Origin of the sequence: Anabaena sp. CCY 9402-a, from assembly GCF_963920945.1 — a bacterium.
In the GTDB taxonomy this organism is placed as follows: Bacteria; Cyanobacteriota; Cyanobacteriia; order Cyanobacteriales; family Nostocaceae; genus Trichormus; species Trichormus minutissimus.
Genome location: NZ_CAWUDL010000001.1, coordinates 68,011 through 93,861, shown reverse-complemented (window position 1 = coordinate 93,861; position 25,851 = coordinate 68,011). Strand labels below are relative to the sequence as shown.

The window sequence follows — 25,851 nt, the reverse complement described above, 5'->3', positions numbered from 1 at the left end:
CTAAAAAAATCAACATTTAAGGCTAGGAATTTACTTTGTTCCTAGTCTTTAACTGATGTTCAAGGAAGGATAGTTTACTATAAAATCTCTGGTTAATATACTACTAAAAAAAACAAAATTTTGATCGTCAAGATTTTGAAAAACTAATTTCTACTAGATATTGAGAAACTTTTAATTTATTGAAAAAAATAAATCTTCCAATTTATAGCATCAAAACTGCTTGCTCTCCTCCTGCTTCCTTGCATTTATAGAGATGGGATAATTTTTCTATTGTAAGTTTTTAGATGTGGTAAATAATACTATAAATTAGTTCATATCTGTACATATTTATGTATATCAGTATTGTCAAAACCTCTAAGATATATAATCCCATTGAAACATCTTATCAACAAGGTACAAAGGATACTTTTTGAAGTGGAAATCCTTGCCACAATTGGTTGAAATAACTGGTTGAAAGAATTTTAAATTTTGAGTGAGCAAATTTTGAATTTATTCGCATAGAGTAAAGCTATAGTGTACTTAGCAATGCTGCTGTTAGTGTGGCTGAGGTTAAGTCCTACTGCCAAGGTATTTTTTTGTGGATTAGTTTGGAAAGACACTCTCTAACTCGATGACAGGCAAAAACGCAAGACATAGTGCTTTTCTAAGGCTAGTGTCTGGTAATGGAGAAGCATTTGGGTCAGAATCTCGCTACTCGCTTACCAGTAAAGAAGCAGTAATTGGACGTGACCCCAGCTGCCAAGTTGTCTTGGATGCCATGATGTACCGGATGGTATCCCGTCGTCATGCTGTGGTTCGTCCCGTTGCTTCGTCCTTAGATAGCAAATTTAACTGGGTACTTTGTGATTTGAATAGTGCTAATGGCACTTATTTAAATGGACAACGCTTATATGGATGTCAAGAACTGCACGCAGGCGATCGCATTGCATTGGGTGCTGATGGGCCACAATTTATGTTCGAGTATGCAATTGCACCTCAACCCACGGTCATTACAAACCAAATTGCACCGCTACCATCAGCAAAAAATGCTAGACAATCCAAGCCTGATGCTGTCAGCTTTACCCAACTATTTCCGATTATTTCCACAGGGAAAGATTTAACTCGCAAAGCTTATCTTGTACCGGGAATTCTTACAGTAATATTTGTGGTGCTGATGTTTGCTACGGTAGGACAGCCGCAAGCTAATCAGGTAATTGTCGCCTCTTACATCGCACTAGCTGCTTACTATTTCATTTACCAACTGTGTGGTAAACCCAAGCCTTGGTGGATGCTCGTAGGTGCAGCTTTATCGACGATTATTATCTTACTCAGTCCCATATTAAGTTTCTTTATCTTCGTTTTCCGTGAACTTCTCCCTGGGAATGTACCGCCAATAGATCAGCCTGTCAGCAGCCTTACAGAATTATTTGTGCGCTACTTTTTTGGTGCTGGGTTGATGGAGGAATTACTCAAAGCTTTGCCAATACTTGGTGCTTATCTGGCGGCTTTAGCACTCCCCTCTCCCTGGCGCGAACGGATAGGAGTATGGGAACCTTTAGACGGCATTCTCTTGGGAACGGCTTCTGCTGTTGGTTTTACTTTAGTAGAAACTTTAGGTCAATATGTACCAGCCGTATCTTTACAAGCAGGTTCAGAGGTAGGTTTACAAGTTCTGATTGCGAGGATTTTGGGTTTACCTGCTGGACACATGGCTTACAGTGGTTATTTGGGATATTTCATCGGGTTGGCTGCACTCAAACCCCGTCATGCAAAACAAATTCTGGCTGTTGGCTATCTTAGCGCGGCTGCACTCCATGCTTTGTGGAATACCGCCGGACACAGTAATAACTTACTATTAGTTGTTGTTGGTGTGTTGTCTTACGCTTTTTTGATGGCGGCGATACTCAAGGCGAGGGCATTATCACCCACGCGATCGCAAAACTTTGCTACTCGTTTTCTGGGGCCGAAATAGAAGGCAAAAGGCAAAAAAAAGAATACTGATTTTGTCAGCTTTTCACCTATTTGAGATGGTAGCTTTATTTCCGTAGTGTTTACTAGCATTAATGACTCATCATTCCCTATCTTTATCTCTTAGGGTAGATGACAGAATTGTTTGATTTCTTTATTCTTGGCTTACTGTGGCATATTTTTGTTTAAAACAAATGATAGTTAATCGAAAGAATGCCACACAAGCTTCTTCTGTGAGCCAAATCATACCAATTTTTAGATATAGGGATATTGAAGAAAACGTTTTTATTTCTTGCCTGTTCTAGCAATTAAAAACCCGCCTTCTGATCCTGATTTAAGATTACGGGTAAAAAAATCACAAGAAAAATTAAACTATTAATCAACCTTCAGACTCAGATTCGTTGAGTTGTCTAAGGGCATAGTAGGCGATCGCCATTCCCATTTTTGCCTGTTCTATTTCTGATAGAGCTGTCCAATCTTCCACATTATTAATTGAACCGATCTTATGTGGTTCACCGCTACGCATCGCATAGGCATAGGGACGAGCTAAAATTGACAGATCATCCGCTCCCCAGGTAGGTAGTACAGCCTGGACACACTCTATTAATTGATCACCTAAACATTGTTGAGAGGCGACAAGTTCTGTGGCTTTGGCGGCGATCGCATTCAACCAGTTTTGAGGTATGCTGGCCGCAAAAGCTTTTTGTAAATTTTCTTGAAGACTACTCACAGCAGTCGTAATTGTATTACAGTTGTAATATGTTGAATTTTCCACCTGTAACCACAAGTTATCTAATTGATGAAAAAAACTTTGCGATCGGCTAGTTAGTTCTTCTTCTAGCACTTCTGCCATCGCAAACTGTTGTTCTAGTTCGTAAAAATAAGCTTCTGATTCATTATCTGCTGGATTCCAAGGATAGGTAGCATCTTCTGGTTCTAACAAAGCTGCTAACAATTCTAATTCCACTTGAGATGTGAGAGAATCGCGAGTGTCTGAACCGTTAATTTGATGAGTCATTGATTCCTTCCTAATGAAGTAGTTTAGGGATATTGACAGCTACACTTGTTAAATTCTAATTTCCGCAAAAAAGAATTTTATTGTCTTGCTGGGGAAACCCTGATGCTTCAAGAAATTTTCGAGTCTTCAATCATAAACTCCCAAATTTCTCCTCTAGAACTCCCAAACTTTAACTGCATTCCTGATTGTAATGGTACTTCCTCCCGGAGTATTTGTTGCCAACCATTAGTTCCTAAATACCAGGTTGTACCGTAGGTAGAGAAATCTTGGAGGTAATAAGTTCTCATTGGAGTTGTGCCGTTAAAAGTATTACGACAGAGTATTTCAGCGTGTCGTTTAGAAACAGAGGGTTCGGAGATGACAATATCATTGTCTTTAGTGCGACCAATGCGGGTGACACCAATTCTTAAGAACCAGGATCTTCCGCCGGGAGAAAGCGATCGCAAACAGGCAACAGGTACTGAATCATCTAAATTAGGAATGATTGTATCTGGTAATTCCGTCACTCCTTCATCGACACCTTTAATCAATTCCCCATCAAAATCTGGATGCAGGTAAAGAACTGGCAAAGTCCAAGCAGGTTGATTGTACTTATACAGTGTTAACAGTTCTTGCCTCGCTTCCGCTACTGCTTCGTCAATTGGTTTACGTGACCTTAAAGCTTTAGCAAAAACCTGGATAAAACTGTGACTTTCACGATCAGCAATTTCATCCCGCATTCCCAAAACTGCCGGGACACCATGACGAATCAAAACTTCTGCCAAGCTACTGGCGGGGATAGCTTGATGATTAATTGCTGCTGGTTGCGCTCCCCAACAGGCGTTAAAGACTGCTAATTTCACCGCACTACGAGTTAATACTTGGGCTAATTCTATGCCGTTGATGGTCATACTAGGGCGCAAAAATAACAGTCCGCCGTCAGGATTTGGTAACCCGTGACCAGCGTAGAAAAACACATTGTATGCTTTAGTTTCTAACTCTTGAATTAACTCTTGGGGAGTAGGTTGCAGGAGTGTTTTAACTGTACAAGAAGCATACTTTTGACCATAGCTACCCACCTGTCCACCACTTAACAGGGTTTGCTCTAAGATATCGGCTTCTTTTTGCAGTTGCAGGTTTTGATCGTGACCGAGAACCAAGAGAATTTTTAAAGCTTGATCGGTGCGTAAAAGTGGTAGGTGTTCAACTTCGCTGGTTGTGCGGCTAAACAGCAAATCTGGAGAGAGAGACATAGCAGGTTGTCCAGGCTCTCGCTGCATAATTTCCCAAGGTAGAGCGATCAAATCTGGGTCGCGGATTTCCAAGCGAAATTTCAGCCGCGTTTTTTGACCCATCGCCATCCCCCGACTGCGTTCTAGACTACCGAGAATTGAGCCTTCAAACACCCAACGCCACAGATTAATCCCCAAATATTGCATCAAACGACTGCTGTAACCAGTATTTTGTCCACTAGGAGGTGCGACTAAATTCATAGGCAGTTGATTGACTGACCGATGGGTTGAGTTTGTAGAAATATTGATACCGCTATGACCAGCAAACATTTGTTGCCATTCTTGCCAAACTTGAGTGAGTTCAGCCGGCCATCCACAGTCATGCAAAACGTAGCCACTGGGATAGGGAGCTTTAACCACCCAAATGGCGAAACTATCATTGCCAGTATTGACGAGACGGGCGATCGCCAGATTCAGGGATGGCATGGATTCATGACACTAACAGCTAGACACAAATAATATCTACCAACAATTTATAGGAAAATTTTGATCTTATAAATTTAAGTTTAGTTATTATCTGTATTATTTCAGGTTTTTACAAGTTTATCGATTATTTGTTTGTGATGCACTAGGAGAATTAGGTATAGTCATCAGAAAACGCGAAGCTTTCATCAAAGCTTCGCGCTCCTACTCTACGGGAAATCCTCTTTGGCATTTGCTGGTGTGTTGGTAATCACCGTACTTGGGTTTATCTCAGAAGGGTAATTTCTGTTTTTGAATATGAACTGGACCCAGAAGCCTAATGCACCAACTGCGATCGCTAATGATAATGGAACTATTAAACTAAGAAGAGATTCTATACCAGTGGAACTTGTTACAAACACTGTGGGGGGAGACTTAGGAGAAGCAGGAGGCTTTGCGGGAGGCTGAGTTGGCGGTAATGGTGGAGGTGGTGCAGCTTTGCGAGTCAAGTCTTCAATTACTTCATCTGCTGATTGATAACGATCCTCAATTTCTTTTTTCAACAGCTTGTCAAGAATTTTAGCCAATTCACTACTGATAGGACTTTTTAAATATTCTTCCCAAGATGTCACCCAGCCAAAACCATGATCTATCGACAAATGAAAAGGGGAAACTCCTGTCAGCAGATGAAAGGAGGTAGCCCCCAAACTAAACAAATCACTTGCTGGATAAGCTTTACCACCTTTAATCTGCTCAACTGGGCTATATCCATGTGAGCCGATTGTTGTCCCCATTTGTGTATAGACAGTGGCGGTTAACTGCTTAGAAGCTCCAAAATCAATCAGGACTAAACGATTGTCACTTTTACAACGGATAATATTTTGCGGTTTGATATCTCGATGAATTACTTTTCGCTCATGGAGAAGTTTCAACACAGGTAGTAAATCCAGCAAAAGCTTGCGAATCTCAGCTTCTCCATAGATTCCCTGCGTATCTAATTCTTTAAGCAGATTTTGTCCATCAATAAACTGCTGCACCAAATACATATTGTGATCTTGCTCAAAGTAAGCAAACAGAGTGGGAATTTGAGGATGTTCGCCCAACTCTTGCAGTCGTTTTGCTTCTTCTTTAAACAACTCCACTGCTTTTTTCAATGCCCAAGTACCCTGGACTTTCGGTGCAAACTGCTTAACTACGCATGATTCATCAAGCTTATGTACATCTTCCGCTAGATAAGTCCTGCCAAATCCACCTTCACTAGAAAGGAGATTGGTAACTTTATACCGACCTCCAAGCAGTTTGATTAACGGTACGCTGCAACTCTGGCAAAAAACATTACCATCAGGGTTTAGAGGACTAGGACAATCAGGATTGAGGCAGCAGAGCATTATCTGACAAGCATCACTAAGAAGGATTCTGTAGATATAGTAACCGAATTTTCCCTGAGCCTACTTGTTATTTTTTTAATTCTTAGATGAACTACCACTCCCAACCTACCTGAGATTTGTTACAGGGGATGAGCTTGCTTCTGGAGAAGCATTACAGCGAGTCTGCTCAATGACTAGCTCATTGACTTGCAATACTTTTAGTTTCCCTTCTGCTTCCCATTCTTTCAATTGCGAGTATTTAATCGGGATTGATTCTTCGCCAATAGCTTTTAATACTTTTTGGAGCAACTTTGGCTGACCACAGACCCTCAAATTAACTTGATCATTTTGAGCATCTGGTTTATTTCCTTTACTCTCGACTACTAAAAAGAATTCAGCCGATAAACTTGTCTGATTTGCTAAAGAAATTTCTTTCTGGATGTCAAGCACCCATCCAGGTTTGAGGTTATTGAGCGATCGCCTCTCCTGCTTTTTGGCATCTGCTGGTGTATTTGGATTCAACTGAGTTGAGTCTACACCAGAAGGGTTACTTCTGTTTTCCAAGATGAACTTGACCCAGAAGCCTAATGCACCGACTGCGATCGCTAATAATAATGGAACTATTAAATTTAAGGGTAGATTTCTGAAGTTAGTTTTTTGACGCAGAACTTTTGTCGGTTGCCCAGGGTCAGTTTCTAGTAATGTTGGTGATGTCGGTTGTGCAGTCGCATTCACGGTTGGGATGCTGGCACTATCAGGTATGACGACTTGAATAGTTGACTCTGGTTCAGTGTATTTGACTTGATAGTGTACTAGGGCGATGGTGACATTATCATGGCCATTTTTCGTGTTGGCAATTTCTATCAAGCGATCGCTAACATCAACTAAACTCTTGCCACTATTGAGAATTGGTAAGATTTCTTTTTCCCAATATTCTTCCACGCGATCGAAATCACTCAATCCATCGGAAGTGAGCAGAAATACTGTATCTTCGTCGCAAATAAATCTCTGTGCTGTGGGATGTAAAGAACTGCTGGGACTCATTCCCAAAGCCTGGACTAGAGAACCTGCACCACCTTGCTGTACTGCTTCCCGATAGATGGCGTAACCTAATCTAACTTCTCGTGAGGCTACATCGTCATCTAGGGTAATTTGATAACAACCTTGGCGGGTAATCCAGTAAGCACGACTATCACCCACATGAGTAATGTACATTTCATGGGCAATAGGTAGTGCCATCACCAAGGTTGTCCCCATGCGTTTTCTGCCCTGGCGATTTTCGCTATCATTGCGCTGACTAATCTTGTCGTTAGCGATCGCTACTGCTTTTTCTAAATCGTCCAACACACTTGATGGGTCTACACAATCAGCACGTAATCTTGTCAACTCCAGGACTTGCTGCTGGATAGTTTCAATCGCTAAATTGGAAGCTACATTTCCGCCCTCATGCCCACCAATACCATCGCAGACAATAGCTAAAGCTGTCTGAGGTGGTTTACTCAGCAGTGTTCCACTAGCGGGATAACAGGCATCTTCATTCCGTTCACGCCTAGTTCCCGTGTCTGTTTTGGTAATAATTTGAATGGTGGGTGTTTGGGTTTGCCCTAAATCTCTTAAACCTTGGTCTAAAACGGCAATGAGCAATTCTGGTGAATCAATTTCCCCGGTAATCAATAAATTACTAACTTGCTCAACAAAATCAGCGATCGCCGGTTTGGCGTTGCTCACTAATTGCTGCCAAAACTCGCCTAGTTGCGGTAATTCTGGTGCTGTAGCATGGTCAAAACGCAATTCCAACAACCGTACTAATGTTCCTTCTACCCGTAATAGATAGGTGTCAAGTAAGCTAGAGACTACGCCTTCACTCTTTAAAGGTTGCCAAAGCTGGGCAATTTGCCACAACCAATTGAGTTGGCGCATGGATGTAGCATGACCCCAAGCATCAGTTAATGCACTACATAAACTGATTTGTTGGCCTGTGCTGTCGGGTACTATTGGCGGTTTTTCTAAGAGGAGAATTTCACTGGGGCTGTCTCCGTCAAATAGCTGTAGGACTCCATATACCTGGGGAACGTTTAAGCGATAAGGAATTAGCCTGAGATACGGTCTAATGGGTTGTGAATTTTCTACCTCTGGTGATTGGGGAGGTAGACCAGGGGTAGTATCGAAAACAACAGATTTATTAATGATTAAATAGCGATCGGCTAATAATTCACCGGGACTACCTACACCTAGACCATTTCCGCCAACCCACAAGTAACGTTGAGGTAAGGGTGTGGAGCATTGCTGGCAAAACTTGTTAGTCAGGAGGTTTGTAGCCTGACAATTTGGGCAGTGGAGGAGCGTTGCCGCATCATTTGTCATAGTGTTCGCACCGATCAGCGATTGGCAATTTCTTCAACAATATAAACCGCTCATTTCTCTTCAATTGGACGTATCCAACTTGGGATGATGAATTTATCTGGTAGATACCAGAAAATACTAATACTTAATTTACAATCTATGCAAAGAACAGGCTCTTCTGTCAACCATACAGCCTCATCATAGCTTCTATTTTGCAACTCCCTATCACTAGATAAACTCACTTACACCCTGTTTCTCAAGCATAACTACAACTATATATCTCATTTTTCCTGGTAGTGTATGACTTTGTGAGTAAGCAGGCTTTTTTTCCAGTTTATAATTTGCTGCACCGCTATGAACTTTAATTAAGGATTAAGATGGCTGCTGTTTAAACAAATTTTGCTCTACTTCACAGAGTGCAAAATCTCAAAATCTCCTGTTAACTTCATCGGCATCAGGTATACATTCATATTTGGTTGTGGGTTTTCCCATGAGTAGCCGATTTTTAAGAGTGCTGAGTCCTGAGTAAGAAAAAGAGTACGCTGCCTAACGCCCCGCTTTTGCTCTAAGCGCAGCTATGCCCGCAGGGCTTTACAGCACTTTCAATTCAGCACTCTTCATCTGTTCTGGTGTACGCATTTCCTGAAAACCAATTAGGCATTAAGCGCGACTAAGTAAAAGAAATTCACAAAATTTAACTTTTTAAAGTTAACAAATTTCAACGAAAGATAGTTCTGCACTATGCTGACATAAATTGGGAGCGCAATTTTTTAAAGTTAGGCAATTCCAAAATTCAAGGTTGTATCCATCTATATGAAATAAAAATCAGTTATTTCATAACGTGAAAGTATTATTGCTATTTTTTAGGCAAATTTTTGTATCAGAATCTACTATATATTCCTGAATAATTATCTATCTATTTGCGAATTACTCAATCAAATAGATTCGCAAATAAGTTAAATGTGGAGGTAGGGGAAAGTTAACTTATTATTTTGCACTGGCTTTTTCATTAGCCAAGAAATTTATGTCTTAGTTTAAAGCTAACGTCAGGTTCAACTGATATGCCTCAATCTTTGAATCCGTTAAAACTTAGCATCTGGCAATATTCTCAACAATACCTAAAAAACCGGGTTTCTCCACGAAGAATCGGGGGCTTCAGCCTCATATATTCTCAAGAAACCCGGTTTTGTCCCAGGTACAGATGTCAGCACCCCACTAGTGCAGCTAGGCACTAGCAAAACATAAAGACTATTTACTTCTACTCAACAGCCACTTGGGGGAGTCCCATACTATAGTTAGTGACCCGCGCAGAGAGATTGTAGCTGATTTCGCCTGTTTGCAGGAGCGATCGCAAATAATGCTCTAAATCAGAACCAATCCGACGTAAGTTGTAGTCTGTGAGGTCTACACCACTGGATTCTTCCACTAGTTCATCAAATTTACGATAAATCTTTTGCAAAGCGTCTTCGTTCCAGTTAAATTCGTTGTCTGGGTCAACATCCAATGTTAAGACCTGATTACTGGGAACCAGTTCGCCGTCCCGGTCAATTTCTCCTGCGAAAATGCGTATATGACGAGTTGTAGACTTGAGCAGCGTCGGGTTGTCCATAGCTAGGATCTGAGATTTAGGTTGATGATACTGAAATCATTGTAGACGCTACACCAGGGACTAATAAAGGGAACGGGGAACTAATCAATTCAAAATTCAAAATGTAAAGGAACGCCTGGGACTGGTGACTGGTTACAAGGTAGAGAGTAACTCATGTCTAATGCCTAATTCCCTGTTACTCACAAACTGAGGTGAGGAAATTCCGGCTAATTTAGCTTCTAGTCTATGCTATGGTTTAAAACCAAGATTTTAATCTTGATAAAATTGTTTATTTTACTCTCCTGAATTTTATGTTGAAAAAAACGTACATCAAGTAATTTTACGTAGTGACGATAAAAATACCTCTGGCTCTAATAAAAGCTCAAAAAACTAGCGGATTTACTTACGTGTAAACACCAAAAGTTTAGTAAAAACTCAAACTGTTATTGACTTAAAAATAAAGTTGATGTAAAAAGCTTTAAAAAGCTAGAACAACTTCTTACAGAAACTTTATTGTATACAATCTCAAAAACTGAATAATAGTTATGGCTTGCTTTAAAAGCATCTGACACAGGTAGATGACAAGCTAAAAGCTGCAAGTCTGTCTAAAAACATACAGGAGAGTGCAATGGAAGATAAATGCTATGACTTGAAAAAAGATTCTTAATTCCACCAGAGTGGATTCAAAAAAATATAAAGAATTTTTTCTGGAAATATAAGTCCTTACCTCGTAACCACCAAGTACAGGAATCCTCAAAACTATGAACTCGAAAGCATTACCACGGCAGATAAATAATATCGAAGTAGGTGTTTATGATTGCGAAATACATCTGAAATTCCGACTGATTGAGGAAAAGAGTTTATTAGGCGATCGCGAACAACTGTTGCAAGTGCTACTAGACGCTTTGACAGAAGGCTCTGATGATTTCTTAGAGATGCTACAAGCATCTGTTAAAGCGCAGGAGATTTCTGAATTTAAAGCTTCACCTCAAATGCGCCGTCAACTAATGCGGTTGCGTAATGCTGTTGATAATACTCAGTAATCAAAAACAAAGCTGTCATAGGAGTAGCGGTAAATTTAAAATTAGGCAGACAATCTTAATTTTTTTATTGATGTTAATTTGCCTATTTGCTCTCAGTAATTAAGTTGATAGTTGTATAATTAAATTCCTGGGCAAGAGCAATTCACCCTACTCTTTGAAAAGCTAAATTGGGTATTTATTAAGTGAGCTTTAATTCTCGCACTAAGTAAATAGCTAAGTTCTTGCTAATGCAAAAATACTGAACTTCCAGTAATTATCATGCTTTGGGAAGATTCAGATTGCAAAAAAATTTGCTACCACCAGGGTTTTACTTGAGTTTATAAGTATTAATTTAGTCAGACAATATCGGGAATAATCAATAGCTCAGATTTTTAAAAATGTATTTTTAACTGTTTCTTTAATTCATAGCTGGTAGCGTACCAACGATGCGTCTACTCTTAACAAAGAAGGTTATTAATTTGTCAAAACTTGTATTAATATTACCTATATATCAAACGCATTTTTTCAAATCTATTTCAGTTAAATATAGAACTCCTATTTGATTGTTGAACAACTAACCCGCCTATAAGCTCGCTATCAAAAGGTTTCCTTCTCAGGATACTGAGCAAGATTCAAGTAGGATTCCTATATATAAAGTGAAAAATTTATTTACAGGACTTACGCAAAAACTCTCTTAAACCCTTATCTCTCCGTGTTCTCTGCGTCTCTGTGGTTCATTATTCCGTAATTTGTGCGTAAGTCCTAACTTAATGAATTTTATATTTACTACATTTTTGAAAATCCTCAATTAATACATACTTTTTAACATGGGAATTATACATTTTTAATCGCCGTGAGTAAAGCACAGTCAGTAAAAACTTCCAATTAGCAAAAGAGCATAAAGATATATTTAATAATCCTAAACAAGCTTGTAAATCTTTCTTTTTCAAAGCGACTACAGTCCAATGTAATTTTAAATATTGTTTAATCTCTTCTATATCAGGTAAGTAATCATGGTGCTTTTTATCAACTAAAGAGTATATCTTTTCCTTCATCAAAATATTTGTACTTAAACGCTGAATGAAAGAGAATTTTTGATTATAAGCACCAGGCCAAATTGTCCGATAAGCAAGACACTGATTGAGGAAAATTCCATGGCCAAATTTAGCAATGCGAATCCAAGAATCTATATCATCACAGTTGGTGTTTAATTGAGAATCCCAGCCACCAGTTTCCAAAAAAGCATCACGGCGGCAAGCAACTTGAACAGGTGTACCAAATGGGACTAATTCCAAGAGCATACCGTAGTGAATATCTACTTGGGGAATATAAAAAGCTAAACCAGGGCCAAAGTGAGGAGTACGGCTGAGTTCCATTGCATTTGTATCGACTTGAGCCGCGATACAAGAGCAAATCACAGCATCAGGACAAAGTGCGATCGCCTTAGCCATCTGTTCAATACAATTAACATCTAAATAGTCGTCATCATCTAAAAACTTGATCCAATCACCGCTAGCTTTCTCTACGCCAGCATTGACTGTTGCTGCATGACCTTGATTGACTTGGTTGCGATGATAGACTACAGAGCTACCCAAACTCCTGACATATTTTTCTGTATCCTCAGATGAGCAGTCATCTGCAACAACTACCTCACAAGGAATAGTCTGTTTTAGTGCAGAGTCGATCGCACGACGCAGCAAGTTTAGGCGGTTATAGGTAGAAATGACAATACTAAATTTCATAAATCTCACACCTGGAGCAAGAGTTTGTACAATATAACCGTCCTTCCTCGCAGATCGTATTGGGGATATAACCTAAACAATAAAGAATTTCTCGAAAATACCAGGTTGGAGGCTACAGACTAGCACCACAAGACGAAAGTCAATAATCAAAATATCTTTCCCCCATACCCTTAAACCTCAATCCCCATTCCCTATTTTCAATACAGTTACTTCAAATAGTGGACTGAAAGATGATTCTCCATTTATGATGAATGATCGTGAGATTTTTAATCAGACCAGCCATGAATGCTCAAGAAATTATCCGTTCCATTGAAGCGGAACATCTAAAATCAAACCTCCCCCAAATTTACGTGGGCGACACTGTAAAAGTCGGCGTAAAGATTAAAGAAGGCGAAAAATACCGCGTGCAACCCTACGAAGGTGTTGTAATTGCTATGCGTAACGGTGGTATTAACGAAACCATTACAGTTCGCAAAGTTTTCCAAGGTGTAGGAGTGGAACGAGTATTTCTCCTCCATTCTCCTCGGATTGATAGCATCAAAGTTATCCGTCGCGGTAAAGTCAGACGTGCCAAACTCTACTACCTCCGAGGCCGTGTTGGTAAAGCTACCCGGATTAAGCAACGCTTTGACCGGGCTTTATAACTTTATGGCTCTTGAGTATGCCAGAAATTTTTAGTTAACAGGCGGCATCTGCCGCTAGTTTGTTTCTTCAATAAAAATGTGTTATCATAATGATTGTGCGTTAAACTCAAAAAGTTCAACGTAGCAAACAAACCCAACCCAGCTTGTGCGCTCTTAGTTCAGTTGGTAGAACGCAGGTCTCCAAAACCTGATGTCGGGGGTTCAAGTCCTCCAGGGCGCGCTCGAAAGTAAAAACACAGCCCGAAGCAGTAGCACACCTGCTAAGATAGCAGAAAGTGCTATTGATTTCGGGTGTAGTTGTTTTATACTTGCAGCTTTTTTGCTTCCAGTTAATATTTGATGGAGTTAAAGCTGTCAACCTGGATGAAAACTAGCAGAGTATAGCTGTATTAAAAAAGATGGGGGGATAAACGACCGTGGCCAAAAAGAATGAAGCAGAAATAGCAGAAACTCCAAGTGGGTTTAACTTCCTCAACTTCTTCCAAGGAACAAGAGAAGAACTAGAGAAAGTAGTTTGGCCCAGTCGCAAGCAACTAGTCAGCGAATCAGCTGCCGTGTTGTTAATGGTGACACTCTCAGCTTCTTTAATATATTTGGTTGATGGATTGTTTTCTTGGGCAGCAAAGCAGGTATTCTGATGACTTCTGCAACAGACGAACCAACGAACTCGGCGTTGCAGTCAGAGGAAACAGCAGAAGCAGCGTCAAAAGAAGCACGCTGGTATGCAGTACAAGTAGCCTCAGGCTGCGAAAAACGGGTCAAAACTAACTTGGAGCAGCGCATCCAAACTTTTGATGTGGCCGATAAAATTGTCCAAGTAGAAATCCCTCATACACCATCAGTGAAAATTCGCAAAGATGGTAGCCGTCATCATACAGAGGAAAAAGTATTTCCTGGCTATGTGTTAGTACGGATGATGTTGGATGATGATACTTGGCAAGTAGTACGCAATACATCCCATGTAATTAACTTTGTGGGAGCGGAACAAAAACGTGGCACAGGCAAAAGTCGTGGTCACGTTAAGCCATTACCCTTAAGCCACTCAGAAGTAGAACGCATATTCAAACAAACCACCGAACAAGAGCCAGTTGTCAAAATTGACATGGCGACAGGTGATAAGATAGTTGTGCTTTCTGGCCCATTTAAGGACTTTGAAGGTGAGGTAATTGAGGTTAGTCCAGAACGGAGTAAACTAAAAGCCTTACTATCGATTTTCGGGCGAGATACACCAGTAGAACTGGAATTTAATCAGGTAGAAAAACAGAGCTAAATACAAATGGCGAAGAAAGTAGTAGCGGTCATTAAACTGGCCCTGAATGCTGGAAAAGCCAACCCAGCACCCCCAGTTGGCCCTGCATTGGGTCAACATGGTGTGAACATCATGATGTTCTGCAAAGAGTACAACGCCAAAACAGCAGACCAAGCTGGCATGGTAATTCCTGTAGAAATTTCGGTTTATGAAGACCGGAGTTTTACATTTGTACTCAAAACGCCACCAGCATCCGTACTGATTCGCAAGGCAGCGAAAATTGAAAGAGGTTCTAACGAACCCAACAAAAAGAAAGTTGGCTCAATCACCTCCGCTCAGTTGCGGGAAATTGCCCAAACAAAACTACCTGACCTCAACGCCAATGATATAGATGCGGCGATGAGCATTGTGGCAGGGACAGCTAAAAATATGGGTGTCACCATCACAGATTGATGATGATGCGTTTTGAGCGAAAAATTCAGATCACATCAAAAATCAATCCGAAATTTAAAATCTAAAATCCACGCATTGAATCGGGGGAGAAGCAAAGCTTCGTAAGTTACCCCAGGAGATAAAAATGACAAAAAAAGTATCCCGACGCTTGCAAGGACTGCAAGCCAAGGTAGAAGATAGAGAATACACACCTTTAGACGCTTTATTACTTCTGAAAGAAACTGCCACAGCTAAATTTGCTGAAGCAGCAGAAGCACATATACGCCTAGGTATAGATCCAAAATATACAGACCAACAATTGCGTACCACAGTCGCACTACCCAAAGGTACAGGGCAAATTGTCCGGGTAGCAGTGATTTCCCGTGGGGAGAAAGTAGCAGAAGCCTCCAATGCTGGTGCTGACATAGTTGGTTCTGAAGAACTAATTGACGAAATCCAAAAAGGGCGCATGGATTTTGACAAATTGATCGCCACACCAGATGTAATGCCGCAGGTGGCAAAACTTGGTAAATTGTTAGGCCCTCGTGGTTTGATGCCATCACCAAAAGGTGGTACAGTCACATTTGACGTAGCAAGTGCGATCGCGGAATTTAAAGCAGGTAAATTAGAATTCCGGGCTGACCGTACAGGTATAGTCCATGTTATGTTTGGTAAGGCAACCTTCGCGCCTGAAGATTTATTGATTAACCTGAAGGCGTTGCAAGAGACGATTGACCGTAACCGTCCTTCAGGAGCAAAAGGCCGCTACTGGCGTTCAATTTATGTGTCTGCCACAATGGGACCATCAATTAAACTCGATATTGCTGCTCTACGAGATTATAAACTGACTGAAGCTGCTTAATTTAGTTAAGTAGAGAGTGGGTAGTAGGAATTTACCAAACTCACCACTCTCCCCAAAATTTAATAAGCAAAGCCGGAGACCGCAGGTGCTAATCGCTTAATATCCTGCCTAGGTAAAGCTCTATTGCCAAAAGCGAGACTCATAATTGTTTCTTGTCATGGCAGCCAGAGTATTAATCCTCAACCCCGGCTAACATAGCTGGGGTTTGTTGTTATGCCCTAGTCAGATAAAAATCATCACAGAGAAATCGACAATTATTTTCGGGAGGTGAAACCGACATGGGTAGAACACTAGAAAACAAAAAAGAGATAGTAGCTGATCTCAAACAAACTTTGAGTCAGTCAACTTTGGCACTGGTAATTGACTACCAAGGGCTGACAGTTGCCGAAATTACCGACTTACGGCGGCGGTTGCGTCCTACTGGCACTAGCTGCAAAGTGACTAAAAACACTTTTATGGGTATTGCCATTAAAGACGATGAAAAATGGCAACCCCTGTCGGAGTTGTTGAAAGGTGCTTCTGCCTTTTTATTAGTTGAAGAAGATTTTTCTTCTGCAATTAAAGCTTATCAAGACTTCCAAAAAGCCTCTAAGAAGACAGAACTTCGCGGTGGCGTAATGGATGGTCGCTTGCTCCAAGCACCGGATGTCAAGGCTTTAGGAGACTTGCCATCTAAAGAAGAACTCATGGCTCAAATTGCTGGAGCTATCAACGCTTTGGCAACAAAAGTCGCTGTGGGTATCAACGAAGTTCCCAGTGGACTGGCGCGTGCTTTGCAAGCTGTCGCTGATAAAGAAAATAGTGGCGATGAGAGTGCTAGTGAGGAATAGATAAAGGGTGATATAAACCCAATTACCTATTACAAACTCAACAATTACCAAAAAAACAAATCAAAATTACGGGAGTAATATAAATGTCTACTGCAACCGACCAAATTCTAGAACAATTGAAATCTTTGACCTTGTTGGAAGCTTCCGAGCTAGTTAAGCAAATTGAAGAAGCTTTTGGTGTAAGTGCTGCTGCACCTGCTGGTGGAATGATGATGATGGCTGCTCCTGGTGCTGCTGCTGCTGAACCAGTAGAAGAAAAAACCGAGTTTGATGTAATTCTAGAATCTGTACCAGCTGATAAGAAAATTGCTGTACTGAAAGTTGTACGGGAAATCACTGGTTTGGGTCTGAAAGAAGCAAAAGACTTGGTAGAAGCTGCACCTAAAGCAGTTAAAGAAGCGATCGCTAAGGACGCTGCTGAAGACGCTAAGAAGCGGATTGAAGAAGCTGGCGGTAAGGTAGCAGTTAAGTAATTAAGTCAGAAAGTAGAAGATACTTACATTCTACTTTCGTCATGAATTACTTAAATATTCTTGAATAAAAAAAGGGGTCTAATTAGACTCCTTTTTTGTTGCTAATCCAACGATATTAAACACAGTTGTCATCTGGAAGCACGTAGATATAGCGATCGCTCTTTTCCCTCTTTAGTGAGTTACAAGAACCCCACCCCCAACCCCCTCCCCGCAGGCAAGGAGGGGGCTATGATATATCTCATGTGATGAAGAAACGCCATAACACACCCTACCAAAGTTGATTATCTGACAGAGAAGGCTTCACTGAATCGACGAGTTACAGGTTCTATGATGAAAGTCAAAATTGATTTTTTACGTGTCACAATTTCACCTGTAGCTGCCATTCCTGGGGTAAATGCTACCTCTTCTCCTCGAACACTTAGAAAGTGTTTTTTCAGTTTGATTCTAGTAGGAAAAACTAAACCTAAATCTTTATCAATAGTGGCGTTGGGACTGACTTGGACAACTTCACCATCAATAGTTCCGAATTCTTGGAAAGGGAAGGTAGCGATTTTCACTTTTGCTTTCATTCCTTTTTGGATAAAGCCAATATCGCGGTTGAGGACTTTCACTTCTAACTGAATTTCTTCCCCTTCCGGTAAGATTGACAGCAATTCTTCCCCTGCTTGTACTGGCCCTTTAGTGGCTTTAATTTTATAGATAGTACCTGCTACTGGAGCTTTGATAGTTTCTCCATCTTTTTCTTTTCTGGCTTGCTCCAACTGACCAGCCATATTAGTGAGTTCTTCTTGACGCTGATTTATCTGGGTTAAAATTTCGCTTTTGCGTTCTGATGCTACACGTTGTGCTTGGCTACGGGCGGCTTGGTAGGCTTCTTCGACTTGGCGAATTTCTTGAACTTGAGCTGCTATATCTTTTTGTAGGGATGTAACTTTGTCTTGCGCTTCTGTTAATCGATTTTGGGCATTTGTTACTTCGTCTTTAGCCCTGGTGATATCCGTCTGGGTGCGATTTAGTCTTTCTTTTGCTTCTAGATAATCAACTCTGGGAACAGCACCAGGAGTAATTAAGGTGCGGAGATTTTCTTCGCGGCTTTGGGAAATTTCTAGATTACTTTCTACCTTGACACGGATGTTTTCGGCATTGACAAGGTTCGTTTTAGCATTAATAACGCTGGTTTTGGCACTGGCGAGATTATCTTGCAATCGTGTAAAGCGGACTTTTGCTTGGTCGATAAGTGCTTTTTGACGATTAGCTTCGGCTTCTGCGGCTGCTTGACGTGCTTGGTAGTCACGCAGCCGGGATTTTAGTAGTTCATCTTGGATGTCTGTAGTAGTGGTTTGACCACCAATGCGTTCTGCTTGCAAACGCTGCAAATCTTCTCGAATTAATTTAGTGCTTTGAGCTAGGCGTGTGACATCGGTTTGTTTTAGTTCTAGGTCACGCTGAATCAGGGCTTGATCTTTGGTGACGATATCGCCTTCTTTCACCTTGATAGAAACAATATCGCCATTACCTAGAGATGTAACTGGACGTACCTGGGTGGAAGCGATTAATTCCCCTTGTCCAACTGCTACTTCGTCGATTTCTGAGAAACCAGCCCAGGCGATCGCGCCAAATACTACTAAGCTAATTGTTCCTGCTAATAATCTAGTGTAAAGCGGCGGTAATTCCTTAACGGCTTTACCCAGTTCGTAGGATAGTTGATCTTCTGGTCTAGCAAATTGTTCTTTGGTTTGACGTGCTTGAGCAGCATTGGCTGCTAGGGAATTTTTCATATTGGGGACTGGGGATTGAGAATTGGGGATTGGGGCTTGGGAATTGGGAATTGGGACTTGGGGATTGGTATTCTGTTATATCCCATGACCCATTCCCTATGCCCCATAACCAAACTTAAACTGCTAAATATCGCCGTAAAAAACTTTCTAGGGTTTCTAAAGAGAAATTGAAAGTTTGCTCTATGTTAGCTATTTCCTCTTTTCTACAGAAAAACTCATTGGACAGTAATGTCCGAAAAGTTCCTAAACTCTGTTGTGCTTTTGGATTAATTAATCCCAACACACCTCGTAACCCATCCACTACTAATAATGGAGAGTTAATTACAATTGGCTCTTTATTCAAGATGCGACTAAAAATTTGGGGAATATCCTCATGAAATAAAATCTCTGGCCCTCCGACTGGAAATATTTGGTTAACAGCACCGCCAACAGTGATTGAATCTACTACTATCCTGGCTAAATCATCCGTACTGACGATGGAAGTACGGTTTTTAGGGTCGCCAATCAATAGATATAACCCTGTTTCGCGGAATCTTTCTGCCAAGGGAAGCAAGTTAGATGCTAATCCAGCCGGACGGAAAATAGTGTAATTGATACCACTAGCAGCTAAATAGCGTTCTACAGCCCGTTTAGCTTTAAACACGGGAGCATCTTCATACCCCCGTTCAGCTCCTAGTACAGAAATAAAGACAAAATGCTGTACTCTATTAGCTTTAGCCTGATCAATCAGTTCAATATTAGCCCGGTAATCTAGGGCAAGAGCATCACTATCAGAACCGTGGGTGCTGATTATATATTGAACACCCTGACAAGCTTTGGCAATATCTTTTTCATACCTTAAATCACCGATAAAGATGTCTGCACCTCGGTGTTCTAATTCGCCATAACGTGACATGAGGCGGACAAATGCCCGCACAGACAGCTCTCGTTGGCGTAGGAGTCGCACAACTCGACGACCAATATCTCCCGTTGCTCCAGTTACCAAAAACATAATTATTAGGGATTAGGGATTAGGGATTAGGGATGGGTAGTTCTGAGTCATGTTAGCGGTAGTGGGGCGTTTAGCCCGTTCTGAGTGAATTTTTCACTCGTTACTCGGTACTTCTGACTCAGCACTGTGTTCCAGTCCCCAATATCTAATCTAAAATCTCAACTTTAAAATTCCACAATTACTGGTGTATGGTCGCTAGGTTGGGGTAATTTTCTGGGGGTGATGTCAATAGTGCAGCTTTTTGCTTGCTCGTATAATACAGATGTCAAATAGTGATGATCAATGCGCCAACCCAAGTTGCGACGGAAGGCGGCGGTGCGATAGTCCCACCAACTGAAGTTTCCGCCTTCGCTGGTAAATTTGCGAAAGGCATCAGCAAAGCCTAATTCTAGAATATCTCGTAAGGCCTGGCGTTCTGCTTGAGAAGCCATGATGTGATTTTCAGCTTTGACTTGTTCGTGAATATCTCTGGCTTCTAGAGCAATATTAAAGTCGCCACACATACAGATGGCAAGTTCAGATTGCAGAAGTGTTTGCAAATATTCCCGCAGCACCGTCAACCAGCGTAGTTTAAATTCGTATTTCTCACTACCAACAGATGAACCATTGGGAACATAGAGGTTTAGAATCCTCACACCATCTATTACACCAGTAATTACCCGTTTTTGCTCGTCCCATGCTGGATCAATGTCTGGTAACAATACTGTGAATCCGGTAGTAACATCTTTAAGCGGTTGCTGGCTAATTAAGGCTACACCGTTATAGGCTTTTTGTCCTGACACATACAGGTGATAGCCTAAATCTTCTAAAGGCGATCGCGGAAAATCCGCATCTACAACTTTGGTTTCCTGCAAACAGAGAACATCAACAGGATTTTGTCGTAACCAATCAATAACTTGTTCTAGACGAGTGCGAATCGAGTTGACATTCCAAGTAGCGATTTTCATTAGTTAATTAACAGTGTCTGTATAGAGAACAAATTTTTAACGATGATTTTTTTAGAATTATTTAATATTTATCAGGTTTCTTTATTTTTAGCCATTTTCTCTAAATGGACACCATAAAAAATTGATCCCATCTGTAATTTTTAGTATTGTTAGCTACAAAATTTCACTATATTGTGAGTTCTGCTACAAAATATTTTACTAGTTTCTGATCCCCAAGGTAGATGAAACTTAGAATACATGAGTTATATTTAAAAGGCGGTGGGTTAGTGACGTATGACGCATGATCTCAAATTAACCAAGATTACCCTTTCAGGTATCAATTAGGTTAATTTAAATTGCAAAATTGTCAGTAATAATTTTATTTCCTCATAATATTATTGAAGATTTTTATTGTGGGGAGCATCTTACCGACAGAACCAAAACAATCTATGAAAATCGCTCAAGTTGCCCCCCTGTGGGAACAAGTTCCACCTCCCAATTATGGAGGGATTGAACTGGTAGTGAGTCACTTGACCAATGAATTAGTACGTCGTGGTCATGAGGTTACATTATTTGCTTCTGGTGATTCTCAAACCCTGGCTAATTTAGCAGCAGTTTATCCGCGTGCATTACGCTTCGACAATACAGTCCAAGAGTATGCAGTATATGAAACTCTAGAACTTAGCCAAGTTTACCAACAAGCAGAGGAATTCGACCTGATTCATTCCCATATAGGGATTTCGGCATTACCCTTGGCGAGTTTGGTTTTAACGCCGACAGTACACACCCTGCACGGTAGTTTTACTAAAGATAACCAGAACGTTTTTAGTCATCACCAAAAGCAGCCATACGTCAGTATTAGCAACGCCCAACGTCAAATTAATCTCAACTATATTAAAACCGTTTATAACGGGATTGAAACAGCAGATTATCCATTCATTGCCCAACCACAAGAACCCCCATACTTAGCATTTTTAGGGCGATTTTCTCCCGAAAAGGGGCCACAATATGCGATCGCAATTGCTAAAAAAACTGGCTGGCAATTGAAGATGGCGGGGAAAGTTGATGTAGTCGATGCCAATTTTTTTGAACAAGAAATTTTTCCCCATATAGATGGGCAGCAGATAGAATATTTAGGCGAAATTAACCATACACAAAAAGCTCAATTACTTGGTAACGCTGCAATAACTCTTTTCCCTGTTAGCTGGCAAGAACCTTTTGGATTAGTGATGATTGAATCAATGGCGACTGGTACACCAGTAATTGCCATGAATCGAGGTTCTGTAAGAGAAGTGATAGAACAAGGCAAAACAGGTTTTATTTGCGAAACCTATGATGAAATGGCTCAGATGATTCCGGCGGCTCTGGAATTAAATCGTAGCCAGTGTAGAGAATATGTAGAAGACAAATTTAGTGTTATCCAAATGGTTAACAAATATGAAGCCGTCTATGAACAAGTGATCAATAATCAAATCCAATTAAATGGCTATATTCATGCGGCTCAAATCTAATTTTAAACAACAACTTTTTTTAACATTTTTCAACAATAATTTTTTGAAGAGGACATTGGTATGATGAGTATGCGAGCAAACAATTGCCCATGTTGCGGTGGTTCTCTCCTGCGCCACGTTCGTCACAGTGAATTGTATTGGTTCTGTTTGTCTTGCCGACAAGAAGTTCCGCTTTTAAATACTAATCGCTTACCAAATGTGGACACTCGCAACACTAGTGTAGTTGCTCAATCTTCTGTGAGTGCTGAGTTATGAGTGCTGTTAGCGGTAGCGGGGCGTTGAGCAGCGTGCTGTTAGCGGTAGCGCAGCGTTTAGCCGGTTATGAGTTGTGTTAGCGGTAGCGCGGCGTTTAGCGGGTGCTGAGTTGTTTCTTTCCTCTGTACTGTAATCTCTTAGTTTTTAAATATGTAATTTTTAGCTCTACCTGATAAAATCAGGTGGAGCTAAATTAATAGGTAGAAGGCTGTGTTAGCAGCATTACTTTATGGTCAAGAAGATTTACGCTTAGAACAGGTTGCAGACCCCTCTCCAGATTTAGGTGAAGTAGTAATTAAAGTAGGGGTTGCTACTACTTGTGGTACAGATTTAAAAGTTTGGCGGCGTGGTGGTCATGCCAAGATGTTGAAACTGCCAACTTTGTTTGGTCATGAAGTAGCAGGGCAAATTGTCGCAGTAGGTGGAGGTGTGACAGGTTGGCAAGTAGGCGATGGGCTACGCCCCACCGTAGGCGATCGCGTCGTCGCCAATAACTCTGCACCCTGCATGAAATGTTTTTTTTGTCAACGTCAAGAATATTCTCTATGTCCCCATTTAACTTGGAATAACGGCACATTTGCGGAATATTTAAAAATTCCTGCCCCCATTGTGCAGCATAATATGTTGCGCGTTCCTGATAAGTTGCCATTAGCATTGGCAGCAATGACTGAACCTTTGGCTTGTGTGCTGCATGGAATCGCCCGTTCTAATGTTAAACCCAAAAATAGAGTAGTTGTTTTGGGCGATGGGGCAATTGGGTTAATGTTTGTGGCAACTTTGGCGGAGACTACTGAGGTGCTGCTGTGGGGAGGTAACGACCACAGACTAGAAATTGGTCAAAAACTTGGTGCAGCTAAAACCTTTAACTATCATCAAATACTAGATATTCCTGGTGTGGTGAAAGAACTTACCGAAGGTTGGGGTGCAGATGTGGTGATTGAAGCGACGGGAGTACCCAGCGTTTGGGAAACTGCGATCGCCTGCGCCCGCCCTGGTGCTACCGTTAATTTATTCGGTGGCTGTCCACGAGATACAACAATTACCGTCAACACAGAACAATTACACTACAGCGAACTCACCTTAAAAGGCGTATTTCACAACACCCCGGAATATGTGCGGGCTGCGCTGTCATTGATTGCTAGTCGTAAAATACCCTTTGAATTATTGATTAGTGAACAGCGACCATTAAAAGATTTAGAACAAGTTTTTCATGATATGAAAGCGCGGAAAGTAATAAAAGTGGCTATTAATTCTTAAGAAGAAAATAAGGGATTTAATATGGCACTAATAAGTTTATTAATTATAGGTTTTCTTCTGGATTTGCAAATAGAGATGTTAAATTACGTCTGGCACTGACAACTCTAACAATTTCAATTCCGTCATTAGTAATTATGTAGAAAATAATATATCCATCTAATGGAAGTCCTCTTAAGTCTGGAAGCAAATCTTGATATTTTCTCCCCATATGAGGAAAGCTAACGAGTTGTTGACATTTTTGATTAAACGCATATAAAAGTCGCTCACCAGCCTCAACATTTTCTACCGCGAAGTAATCTGCAATAGCTTGTAAATCACGAGAAGCAGGTAGTGAGATAATATACCGATTCATTTTTCAGCCTTTTTTGCTTGCTGCAACTGTGTTAAAAGCTGATTCACAAAAGTTTCACCATCAATTCCTTCTCCCCTTTCAAGTGATGCTATCCCTTCATCAATCTTGGTGCGAGTTTCTTCAAGCCACCCTTGATTAGAAATAGTCTCTTCTTCTAAAAGGCGTAATGCACTTTTAATTACTTCATCAACGCTGTGGAATCTCCCTGTGGCTAGCAAAATTTGAATTATCTGTTCTTGCTCTGGGCTTAAGGTAATACTCATAACTATTCTATTTCTTGCCTTTCTCTTATGATAGAGCGTTTATATAGCGTTGCCTTGTCTGCTGAGGTACAAATTTATCTGTTTTTATCCTCATCTATCCGTTGTCAAGACACCTTACCATTCTAATTTGACATTATCTTTCTATAAAACGGGAATCCTATAGTTATCCCTTCATTGTCACCACACAATGAAGAAATTTTTCTGTGATTCCCGTATAGGAAAATGCTCAAAAAATCTCAGCTTAACTTTTTGATTTGCGCCTGTTCTCTAGTTTCTGGGCTAGGCGCGGGAATGCTATTTGATACCAAAGCAAATGCTTTACCAGGACAAAGTACAGAGGAAGTTGGTACTTGGATTAAAGCTCATCCCACCCTACGCCCTGGTAGGGGAGAGAAATTATATATTCAAAAGAGTGATACAGCAGCCCAGCGATTTACTTTTCAGGCTTCCGTATTGCCTCCGGGTAGAGTAGAATTCACCAAAGACCGGAGTAGGATTCGCTACGAGCGTCTAGCTATGTACGATGCTGTTAACGGCATGAGTTTTCAGCGTTTGCAAGAATCATTGCGGGTAATTTACGGTTTAGATATTTATCAAGACTTTAAAAATGCTCAACCCATCTATGAATATCCTAACCAGAGTGCAATTAACTCGGCGCGTTTTGCGAAAACTCCTATTAGAGAAGCTTTAAGGGGAGAATTACGAGTAGGCGATCGCTACGCCTATTGGATAGAAATTGCCCAACCACGAACCGGTAAGGCTTTCACAGGCCAAATGACTGTTTTACTCAAAACTGACTTAGATAAGTTAGAAGCAGAACTGCGAAATCGTTAGTTAGGATATGACAGTCCTAATTAGTTTTGAGAAACTAGAACCCCGACTCTTTTGAAAAGTCGGGGTTTTGTTGTTCAGATTGCTAAGTTTTGCACTTGCAACTAAAAATCACCCACTTGGCTAGGCTACGTTCATTAGTGTATAAATTGACGTTGTTGATTGCTGAGTAGGATTAATTTCAATAGTTAATCAAATTACCAAACGATTGCTAGGAGGATTGTAATACCAAACTGGAGTGCAATTGAAGCTATTTTTGTACGCCAACCCCACGCACAACAGTTGGGAGAATTGGCAGCTTGTTTAGCACGCCTCAACTCTTGGTCACAAAAAAATGCTAACCGTGAATTAGTTCCAGTATTGTTAGAAGAAAGTCAATACTTCTCGGTTAGAAAACTTAAAATGATTTTACTCACGAAGTTCTCAGGTTTTTAGCCATGTTACCCTCCACTAATTTTGGCAATAAATAAGCTTAACCGAGAGGTATTGAGAAGAAA

The 25,851-nt window shown here is 40.8% G+C and carries 23 protein-coding genes, 1 tRNA gene, 1 pseudogene and 1 other annotated feature; of the genes and pseudogenes, 14 read left to right on the top strand and 11 right to left on the bottom strand.

Features of this window, described 5'->3' with window-relative positions; genetic code table 11:
• The first annotated feature begins 610 nt into the window (after positions 1 to 610).
• Positions 611 to 1,951: a PrsW family glutamic-type intramembrane protease gene (locus ACM0OR_RS00410; RefSeq protein ID WP_190704544.1), complete on the top strand. Its 1,341-nt coding sequence runs from the start codon at positions 611 to 613 to the stop codon at positions 1,949 to 1,951.
• 375 nt (positions 1,952 to 2,326) lie between these two features.
• Here ACM0OR_RS00410 and ACM0OR_RS00405 read toward each other — a convergent pair whose 3' ends face one another.
• From ACM0OR_RS00405 to ACM0OR_RS00385, 5 genes and pseudogenes are all read right to left on the bottom strand, one after another.
• Positions 2,327 to 2,965: a hypothetical protein gene (locus ACM0OR_RS00405; RefSeq protein ID WP_414574563.1), complete on the bottom strand. Its 639-nt coding sequence runs from the start codon at positions 2,963 to 2,965 to the stop codon at positions 2,327 to 2,329.
• A gap of 107 nt (positions 2,966 to 3,072) precedes the next feature.
• Positions 3,073 to 4,662, bottom strand: coding sequence for a CHAT domain-containing protein (locus ACM0OR_RS00400; RefSeq protein WP_414574562.1), 1,590 nt, complete (start codon positions 4,660 to 4,662; stop codon positions 3,073 to 3,075).
• Positions 4,663 to 4,994: 332 nt separating this feature from the next.
• A pseudogene (locus tag ACM0OR_RS00395) lies at positions 4,995 to 6,026 on the bottom strand (protein kinase domain-containing protein); the annotation flags it as partial.
• A gap of 105 nt (positions 6,027 to 6,131) precedes the next feature.
• The gene (locus tag ACM0OR_RS00390; RefSeq protein ID WP_414574561.1) at positions 6,132 to 8,369 is read right to left on the bottom strand and encodes a protein phosphatase 2C domain-containing protein; all 2,238 of its coding nucleotides are present in this window, start codon (positions 8,367 to 8,369) and stop codon (positions 6,132 to 6,134) included.
• Positions 8,370 to 9,606: 1,237 nt separating this feature from the next.
• On the bottom strand, positions 9,607 to 9,957 hold the full coding sequence (locus tag ACM0OR_RS00385) for an NAD(P)H-quinone oxidoreductase subunit M (RefSeq protein WP_190704530.1): 351 nt from the start codon (positions 9,955 to 9,957) through the stop codon (positions 9,607 to 9,609).
• Positions 9,958 to 10,697: 740 nt separating this feature from the next.
• Here ACM0OR_RS00385 and ACM0OR_RS00380 point away from each other — a divergent pair.
• Complete coding sequence (locus tag ACM0OR_RS00380) at positions 10,698 to 10,979, top strand: Npun_R1517 family heterocyst differentiation transcriptional regulator (protein WP_190704527.1); 282 nt, start codon at positions 10,698 to 10,700, stop codon at positions 10,977 to 10,979.
• Between the two features lie 746 nt (positions 10,980 to 11,725).
• On the opposite strand, the gene ACM0OR_RS00375 is transcribed toward ACM0OR_RS00380, so the two are convergent.
• Positions 11,726 to 12,700: a glycosyltransferase family 2 protein gene (locus tag ACM0OR_RS00375; protein ID WP_414574560.1), complete on the bottom strand. Its 975-nt coding sequence runs from the start codon at positions 12,698 to 12,700 to the stop codon at positions 11,726 to 11,728.
• 281 nt (positions 12,701 to 12,981) lie between these two features.
• Here ACM0OR_RS00375 and rplS point away from each other — a divergent pair, with 281 nt between their 5' ends.
• From rplS to rplL, 8 genes are all read left to right on the top strand, one after another.
• Positions 12,982 to 13,344, top strand: coding sequence for a 50S ribosomal protein L19 (gene rplS, locus ACM0OR_RS00370; RefSeq protein WP_190704667.1), 363 nt, complete (start codon positions 12,982 to 12,984; stop codon positions 13,342 to 13,344).
• A 147-nt stretch (positions 13,345 to 13,491) separates the two neighbouring features.
• Positions 13,492 to 13,564: transfer RNA gene (locus tag ACM0OR_RS00365), tRNA-Trp, on the top strand.
• Between the two features lie 196 nt (positions 13,565 to 13,760).
• Positions 13,761 to 13,982 (top strand): preprotein translocase subunit SecE, encoded by a 222-nt coding sequence (secE, locus tag ACM0OR_RS00360; RefSeq protein ID WP_190704521.1) that lies wholly within the window; start codon positions 13,761 to 13,763, stop codon positions 13,980 to 13,982.
• The gene (gene nusG / locus ACM0OR_RS00355; protein ID WP_414574559.1) at positions 13,982 to 14,614 is read left to right on the top strand and encodes a transcription termination/antitermination protein NusG; all 633 of its coding nucleotides are present in this window, start codon (positions 13,982 to 13,984) and stop codon (positions 14,612 to 14,614) included. The genes secE and nusG overlap by 1 nt, the downstream gene beginning before the upstream one ends.
• A 6-nt stretch (positions 14,615 to 14,620) precedes the next feature.
• Positions 14,621 to 15,046, top strand: a complete 426-nt coding sequence (gene rplK / locus ACM0OR_RS00350; RefSeq protein ID WP_414574558.1) for a 50S ribosomal protein L11 — start codon at positions 14,621 to 14,623, stop codon at positions 15,044 to 15,046.
• A gap of 124 nt (positions 15,047 to 15,170) precedes the next feature.
• A complete protein-coding gene (gene rplA, locus ACM0OR_RS00345; RefSeq protein ID WP_414574557.1) occupies positions 15,171 to 15,887 on the top strand; it encodes a 50S ribosomal protein L1 in 717 nt (238 codons plus the stop codon).
• Positions 15,888 to 15,941: 54 nt separating this feature from the next.
• Positions 15,942 to 16,106 (top strand) — a sequence feature (ribosomal protein L10 leader region).
• Between the two features lie 59 nt (positions 16,107 to 16,165).
• Positions 16,166 to 16,717, top strand: coding sequence for a 50S ribosomal protein L10 (rplJ, locus tag ACM0OR_RS00340; RefSeq protein ID WP_414574556.1), 552 nt, complete (start codon positions 16,166 to 16,168; stop codon positions 16,715 to 16,717).
• 83 nt (positions 16,718 to 16,800) lie between these two features.
• Entirely contained in the window at positions 16,801 to 17,190 is a 390-nt protein-coding gene (gene rplL / locus ACM0OR_RS00335) for a 50S ribosomal protein L7/L12 (protein ID WP_414574555.1), read from the top strand.
• A gap of 281 nt (positions 17,191 to 17,471) precedes the next feature.
• Here the strand turns inward: rplL and ACM0OR_RS00330 are convergent, their stop codons facing one another.
• From ACM0OR_RS00330 to xth, 3 genes are all read right to left on the bottom strand, one after another.
• Positions 17,472 to 18,968, bottom strand: coding sequence for an HlyD family efflux transporter periplasmic adaptor subunit (locus ACM0OR_RS00330; RefSeq protein ID WP_414574554.1), 1,497 nt, complete (start codon positions 18,966 to 18,968; stop codon positions 17,472 to 17,474).
• 115 nt (positions 18,969 to 19,083) lie between these two features.
• Positions 19,084 to 19,959, bottom strand: coding sequence for an SDR family oxidoreductase (locus ACM0OR_RS00325; protein ID WP_414574553.1), 876 nt, complete (start codon positions 19,957 to 19,959; stop codon positions 19,084 to 19,086).
• 164 nt (positions 19,960 to 20,123) lie between these two features.
• On the bottom strand, positions 20,124 to 20,906 hold the full coding sequence (gene xth / locus ACM0OR_RS00320; protein WP_190704496.1) for an exodeoxyribonuclease III: 783 nt from the start codon (positions 20,904 to 20,906) through the stop codon (positions 20,124 to 20,126).
• A 428-nt stretch (positions 20,907 to 21,334) separates the two neighbouring features.
• Between xth and ACM0OR_RS00315 the strand changes: the two genes are divergently transcribed.
• From ACM0OR_RS00315 to ACM0OR_RS00305, 3 genes are all read left to right on the top strand, one after another.
• Positions 21,335 to 22,396 (top strand): glycosyltransferase family 4 protein, encoded by a 1,062-nt coding sequence (locus ACM0OR_RS00315; RefSeq protein WP_414574552.1) that lies wholly within the window; start codon positions 21,335 to 21,337, stop codon positions 22,394 to 22,396.
• A 63-nt stretch (positions 22,397 to 22,459) separates the two neighbouring features.
• Positions 22,460 to 22,651 carry a hypothetical protein gene (locus ACM0OR_RS00310; protein WP_190704661.1) on the top strand — a complete coding sequence of 64 codons (192 nt, stop codon included), beginning with the start codon at positions 22,460 to 22,462 and terminating at the stop codon, positions 22,649 to 22,651.
• Between the two features lie 210 nt (positions 22,652 to 22,861).
• Positions 22,862 to 23,908, top strand: a complete 1,047-nt coding sequence (locus tag ACM0OR_RS00305; protein WP_323264989.1) for a zinc-dependent alcohol dehydrogenase — start codon at positions 22,862 to 22,864, stop codon at positions 23,906 to 23,908.
• 43 nt (positions 23,909 to 23,951) lie between these two features.
• Here the strand turns inward: ACM0OR_RS00305 and ACM0OR_RS00300 are convergent, their stop codons facing one another.
• Together ACM0OR_RS00300 and ACM0OR_RS00295 are read right to left on the bottom strand one after the other, a co-directional pair.
• The gene (locus ACM0OR_RS00300; protein WP_323264990.1) at positions 23,952 to 24,260 is read right to left on the bottom strand and encodes a type II toxin-antitoxin system RelE/ParE family toxin; all 309 of its coding nucleotides are present in this window, start codon (positions 24,258 to 24,260) and stop codon (positions 23,952 to 23,954) included.
• The gene (locus tag ACM0OR_RS00295; RefSeq protein ID WP_414574551.1) at positions 24,257 to 24,523 is read right to left on the bottom strand and encodes a type II toxin-antitoxin system ParD family antitoxin; all 267 of its coding nucleotides are present in this window, start codon (positions 24,521 to 24,523) and stop codon (positions 24,257 to 24,259) included. Before ACM0OR_RS00295 ends, ACM0OR_RS00300 begins: the two co-directional genes overlap by 4 nt.
• 222 nt (positions 24,524 to 24,745) lie before the next feature.
• Between ACM0OR_RS00295 and ACM0OR_RS00290 the strand changes: the two genes are divergently transcribed.
• A complete protein-coding gene (locus ACM0OR_RS00290; protein ID WP_323264991.1) occupies positions 24,746 to 25,357 on the top strand; it encodes a hypothetical protein in 612 nt (203 codons plus the stop codon).
• Positions 25,358 to 25,851 lie beyond the last annotated feature (494 nt).